The organism is Pseudactinotalea sp., from assembly GCF_048594945.1.
Classification (GTDB): domain Bacteria; phylum Actinomycetota; class Actinomycetes; order Actinomycetales; family Beutenbergiaceae; genus Pseudactinotalea.
Genome location: NZ_JBMDXJ010000164.1, coordinates 1 through 5,499 on the forward strand (window position 1 = coordinate 1; position 5,499 = coordinate 5,499).

5 protein-coding genes are annotated in these 5,499 nt (G+C 71.0%); all 5 read left to right on the forward strand.

Annotated features, from left to right (window positions below; translation table 11 throughout):
• Positions 1-5: 5 nt before the first annotated feature.
• Positions 6-683: a lipoyl(octanoyl) transferase LipB gene (lipB, locus tag ACOJSN_RS07435; protein WP_420111873.1), complete on the forward strand. Its 678-nt coding sequence runs from the start codon at positions 6-8 to the stop codon at positions 681-683.
• A gap of 125 nt (positions 684-808) precedes the next feature.
• A complete protein-coding gene (gene lipA, locus ACOJSN_RS07440; RefSeq protein ID WP_420111874.1) occupies positions 809-1,867 on the forward strand; it encodes a lipoyl synthase in 1,059 nt (352 codons plus the stop codon).
• A 69-nt stretch (positions 1,868-1,936) separates the two neighbouring features.
• Entirely contained in the window at positions 1,937-2,590 is a 654-nt protein-coding gene (locus ACOJSN_RS07445) for an alpha/beta hydrolase (RefSeq protein ID WP_420111870.1), read from the forward strand.
• A gap of 143 nt (positions 2,591-2,733) precedes the next feature.
• Complete coding sequence (locus tag ACOJSN_RS07450; RefSeq protein WP_420111871.1) at positions 2,734-4,716, forward strand: aldo/keto reductase; 1,983 nt, start codon at positions 2,734-2,736, stop codon at positions 4,714-4,716.
• Positions 4,713-5,499: LacI family DNA-binding transcriptional regulator (locus ACOJSN_RS07455; RefSeq protein WP_420111872.1), on the forward strand; the 787-nt coding region annotated here is incomplete at its 3' end. The genes ACOJSN_RS07450 and ACOJSN_RS07455, both read left to right, overlap by 4 nt.

A 5,499-nucleotide genomic window follows, 5' to 3' on the forward strand; every position in this document is an offset into this window, starting at 1 on the left:
CACAGATGACCGCGACACCCGCCGTCGAGAACTCGCTCCCATCACGAGAGCTGGTGGTGGAACGACTGGGATTCGCGCCCGGGTTCGTGGACTACCGCCGCGGCTGGGAGCGGCAGCGGCAGGTGCACGCCGAGGCGGTCGCGGGCGAGCGCCCGGGCACCGTGCTGTTGTGCGAGCACAGCTCGGTGTTCACGGCGGGGGCTCGCACGCGCCCGAGCGAGAAGCCGATCGACGGCAGCGAGGTCATCAAGGTCGACCGCGGCGGCAAGATCACCTGGCACGGTCCGGGCCAGCTCGTGGGCTATCCGATCGTGCGGCTCCCCGACCCGGTGGACGTGGTTGCTCACGTGCGCCGCCTCGAGCAGCTGCTGATCGACGTCTGCGCCGATCTGGGACTGGTGACCGTGCGCGTCGAGGGCCGCTCCGGGGTGTGGGTGCTCGGCGACGGCGACCAGCCCGACCGCAAGGTCGCCGCCATCGGGGTCCGCGTCAGCCGAGGCGTGACCATGCACGGGTTCGCCCTCAACGCCGACTGCGACCTGTCCTGGGCCAAGATCATCGTTCCGTGCGGACTCGAGGATGCCACTGCCACCTCCCTGACGGCGGAGCTCGGCCGGCACATCGGCGTCGCCGATGTGCTCCCGTTGGTCGAGGCGAGGCTCGCCGCGGTCGTCGCTGCCTGAACCCGCGGAGGTAGCGCCGGCGCTGTCGTGAGTCTGACCGTGACGTGGACCACCCAGCCGGGCAGCGCCGTCGACCATGGATCTCGCCTAGGGTGACTGACGTGGCCGACACAACCGGACCAACGATGCTGGGTATCCCGACACTGGTGACCCCGGCCCCCGACAACACCGTGGACGGGCGCCGCGTGCGCGGGATCGAAGCGCGCAACGCGCAGACCCCGATCGAGCGCAAACCCGAGTGGATCCGTACGAAGGCCACGATGGGGCCGGAGTACTCCGCGATGCAGAGCCGGGTGAAGGGCGCGGGTCTGCACACCGTGTGCCAGGAGGCGGGCTGCCCCAACATCTATGAGTGCTGGGAGGACCGCGAGGCGACCTTCCTCATCGGCGGAGACATCTGCACGCGGCGCTGCGACTTCTGCGACATCTCGACCGGCAAGCCGCGCCCGCTCGACCGCGACGAGCCACGCCGCGTGGCGGAGTCCGTTGCCGAGATGGGGCTGCGTTACGCGACCATCACCGGGGTCGCGCGCGACGACCAGCCCGACGGCGCCGCCTGGCTCTTCGGCGAGACCGTGCGTCAGATCCACGCGCGCAACCCAGGCACCGGCGTCGAGATCCTTCCGCCCGACTTCAACGCCGTGCCCGAGTACGTGCAGAAGGTGTTCGAGGCCCGGCCCGAGGTGTTTGCCCACAACCTCGAGACCGTGCCGCGGATCTTCAAGCAGATCCGGCCCGCTTTCACCTACGACAAGTCGCTCAAGGTCCTCACCATGGCCAAGGAGGATGAGCTCGTCACCAAGTCGAACCTCATCCTCGGCATGGGCGAGGAGGACCACGAGATCGACAAGGCACTGGTGGACCTGCACGAGGCCGGCTGCGACATCATCACGATCACGCAGTACCTGCGCCCATCCAAGCTGCACCACCCGGTCAAGCGCTGGATCAAGCCGGCCGAGTTCGTGCACTGGTCCGACCGCGCCGAGGAGATCGGCTTCCTCGGCGTCATGTCAGGCCCGCTGGTCCGCTCCTCCTACCGCGCCGGCCGCCTGTACGCGCAGTCGATGGCCACGTTGGGTCGCGCCCTCCCCCCAGGCTTGGAGCACCTCGCACAGGCCGCCGACGACGGCGCTCGCCAGGAGGCCAAGAGCCTCCTCGGGATGCCGCTCACCCGTGTGAGCTGACCCCGCCCCTCCGCTTTCAACGCTCTTTCGTCACCGGACAACTTTCAACGCTCTTTCGGCGAGGACCCCATGCCCGTCACCACACCCGGCACGATCCTGGTGCTGCCCGGCGGGGCGTACCAGCACCTCTCGGACAAGGAGGGCGAGCCGGTCGCGGAGTGGCTGCGCTCGCTGGGGTGGGAGGCCCGGGTGGTGCGGTACCCGATCGTCGCACGTCACCCGGCGCCGCTGGAGATGGTGCGCGCCGAGATCGCCGCTGAGCGGACCGCGGGTGCGCGCACGGTCGGCGTACTCGGGTTCTCTGCCGGCGGACATCTCGCCGGCCACACAGCGTTCGCACCCGACAGCACCTCGGAGGAACGGCCCGACTTCGCCGTGCTCTGCTACCCGGTGGTGTCGATGCTCACGAGCACGCACGAGGGCTCGCGCCACAACCTCCTCGGCGCCGACGCGTCCGACGAGTTGCGGGCCGCGACCTCCCTCGAACGCCTCGTGACCCCCGACGCACCGCCGACCTTCCTCTGGCACACGGTGGTCGACGCGGCGGTGCTCATCCACGAGCACGCCTACCCACTGGCCACCGCACTCGCCGAGCACGGCGTCCCGCACGAGGTCCACACCTTCACCGAAGGTGAGCACGGCGTCGCGATGCGCGACGACATCCCGGCCCGCCAGTGGCAGCCGCTCTGCGCTCAGTGGCTCGCGGGAGTCGCAGCCGGCTGACCGTGCCGAATCAGCGTTGAAAGCGCCGTGGAGGCGAAAGAGCGTTGAAAGCGGGGGTGGCGCTCGGGCTGGACCCGCACTAGCGTTGACCGCGCGCCGTGAACGTTCACGGCGCCGTCCCCAACCTCGAAGGTGAGTCCGCCATGACCGACCCGATCCGGTGGGCCGTGCTCGGCCCCGGCAACATCGCGCGCAGGTTCGCGACGCAGCTCCCGGCCAGCACGTACGGGACACTCGTCGCGGTCGGGAGCTCCGATCCCACCCGCGCCCAGACCTTCGCCGAGGAGTTCGCGAGCACGCACGGCGAACTGCGCGCCGGCACCTACGAGGAGATCCTCGCGGACCCCGACGTCGACGCCGTCTACATCGCCACGGTGCACACCACGCACGCCGAGCTCACGATTGCTGCGCTGACCGCCGGCAAGCACGTGCTCTGCGAGAAGCCGCTCGCACCGAACCACGCGCAGGCGATGGCGATGGTCGATGCCGCGCGCGCCGCAGGGAAGGTGCTGCTCGAGGCCTACATGTACCGGTTCCACCCGCAGACAGCGCGCGTGCTCGAGCTCGTCGCGGGCGGCGCGATCGGCGAGCTGCGCCACGTCGACGCCGCGTTCGCCTTCGCCGCAGGGTCGACCAAGGGCCGCCTGTTCGACCCGGATCTCGCGGGCGGCGGCATCCTCGACGTCGGCGGCTACCCGGTCTCCTACGCCCGCGCGATCGCCGGCGCCGCCTCCGGCGCGGCGTTCGCCGACCCGGTTGAGGTGCGTGCCTCCGGCACCGTGGAGGGCGGCGTGGACACCTGGGCTGTCGCCGACCTCACCTTCGCCGATGGCTCGACGGCGAACGTCCGGACCGGAGTTCGGCTCGCCGACGTCGGGGTCACCATCCATGGTTCGGGCGGCTCGATCCGCCTGAAGCACCCCTGGACCATGGCGGAGGGCAACGAGATCACCCTCGCCGCCGTCGGAACAGAACCGACCATCGAGACCCTCGACGGGCACCGGCCCTACGCGCTCGAGGCCGACGCCCTCGCCGAGGCCGTCGACGCCGGGGAGGCGCCCGGCATGAGCCACGCCGACACGCTCGGGAACCTGCGCGTGCTCGACGAGTGGCGCCGCCAGCTCGACCTCATGTACCCGTTCGAACGGGACGAGGCACAGATCCCGACCGTCTCGGGGCAGCCGCTCACGTTCGGCCGCGAGCAGATGCGCTACGGCCGCATCGCCGGTCTGGCCAAGGACGTCTCACGCGTGGTGATGGGCTGCGACAACCAGCTGACGCTCCCCCACGCTGCCGCGATGTTCGATCACTTCGCGCAGGCGGGAGGCACCGCGTTCGACACAGGTTTCATCTACGGCGGCGGGCGGATGGAGACGCTGCTGGGCCGCTGGCTCGCCACCCGCGGCGTGCGAGAGGACGTGGTGGTGATCGCCAAGGGTGCGCACACGCCGCACTGCGACCCCGAGTCGTTGAGCAGCCAGCTGCAGACGTCGCTGGACCGGCTCGGCATCGACGGTGCCGACATCTACATGATGCACCGCGACAACACCGACATCCCGGTCGGTGAGTTCGTCGACGTCCTCGACGAGCACGCCCGAGCGGGCCGCATCGGCGTGTTCGGAGGCTCCAACTGGAGCATCGAGCGGTTCGAGGAGGCGAATGCCTACGCCGAGGCGAACGGACGGCAGGGCTTCAGCGTGCTGAGCAACCACTTCGGCCTGGCCGAGGCGTACGACGTGCCGTGGGCCGGGTGCCGCCACGCGACCGATCCTGAGTCCAAGGAGTGGCTCGCCCGGACCGGCACGCCGCTGCTGCCGTGGTCCTCACAGGCGCGCGGGTTCTTCGTGCGCGCCGACCCGGCCGACCGCTCCGACGCCGAGCTGGTCCGCTGCTACTACAGCGACGAGAACTTCGAACGGCTCCGGCGGGCGCGGGCTCTCGCCGACGAGCTCGGCGTGCACCCGACGGCGATCGCTCTGGCCTTCGTGCTGCACCAGCCGTTCCCCACGTTCCCGCTGATCGGCCCCCGCACCATCGCGGAGACCCGGTCATCTCTGGCCGCCCTCACGGTGGACCTCACGCCGAGGCAGGTGGACTACCTCGACCTGCGGGCCGACACGCCGTGACCGAGCGCCCGCGTGCCGCCACGATCATCGACGTGGCGGACGCGGCCGGCGTCTCGCGGCAGACCGTGACCCGCGCGATGAACGACATGCCGGGGATCAGCGCGACCACCAAGGCGCGGGTGCTCGCGGCGGCCAAGGAGCTGGCGTACCGGCCATCGCGGTACGGGCGCGGGCTCGTGGGCCATCGGCAGCGCACGATCGGCCTGGTCGTGGACGACCTCACCAACCCGTACTACCCGCAACTGGCGGCATCGGTGGTCACCAGCGCCACCCGGCGCGGGTGGAACGTGGTCCTCGCGCAGACGGCAGGGGCCGCCGATGCGAGCGCGCTGCTCGCCGATCTCGCGGCGCAGGCCGACGCGGTGATCGGCTACCCGCGCGTCGCCGATGGGCTGGCCGACACGACGCCGTTCGTGCGGATCGACGGGGTGCCGGGGAGGGCCGGCGGGGCCGTCGAGCTGGACGTCACGGCGGCCATGCAGGACCTCGTCGACCACCTGATCGAGCGCGGCGCCCGCCGCCCTGTGCTGCTCGACGTCGGATCGGCCACGACCCCGACGGACCGCGGCCGAATCTTCCTCTCAGCGATGGCGGCGCGCGGCGTTCCCGCGTCCCGCACCACCTGTGAGAGCACGTCGTTCGCCTCGGGGACCCACGGCACCCACGCGCTCCTCGCTGCCCACCCGGATGTCGACGCGATCGTGGCCTTCAACGACATGGTCGCCTGCGGTGCCGTGCGAGCGCTGCACGAGGCCGGCGTCGACGTCCCCTCCTCCGTCCGAC

Coding starts and splice junctions, on each gene's coding strand:
- lipB (WP_420111873.1), top strand. CDS start 6: ATGACCGCGACACCCGCCGTCGAGAACTCGCTCCCATCACGAGAGCTG.
- ACOJSN_RS07450 (WP_420111871.1), top strand. CDS start 2,734: ATGACCGACCCGATCCGGTGGGCCGTGCTCGGCCCCGGCAACATCGCG.
- lipA (WP_420111874.1), top strand. CDS start 809: ATGCTGGGTATCCCGACACTGGTGACCCCGGCCCCCGACAACACCGTG.
- ACOJSN_RS07445 (WP_420111870.1), top strand. CDS start 1,937: ATGCCCGTCACCACACCCGGCACGATCCTGGTGCTGCCCGGCGGGGCG.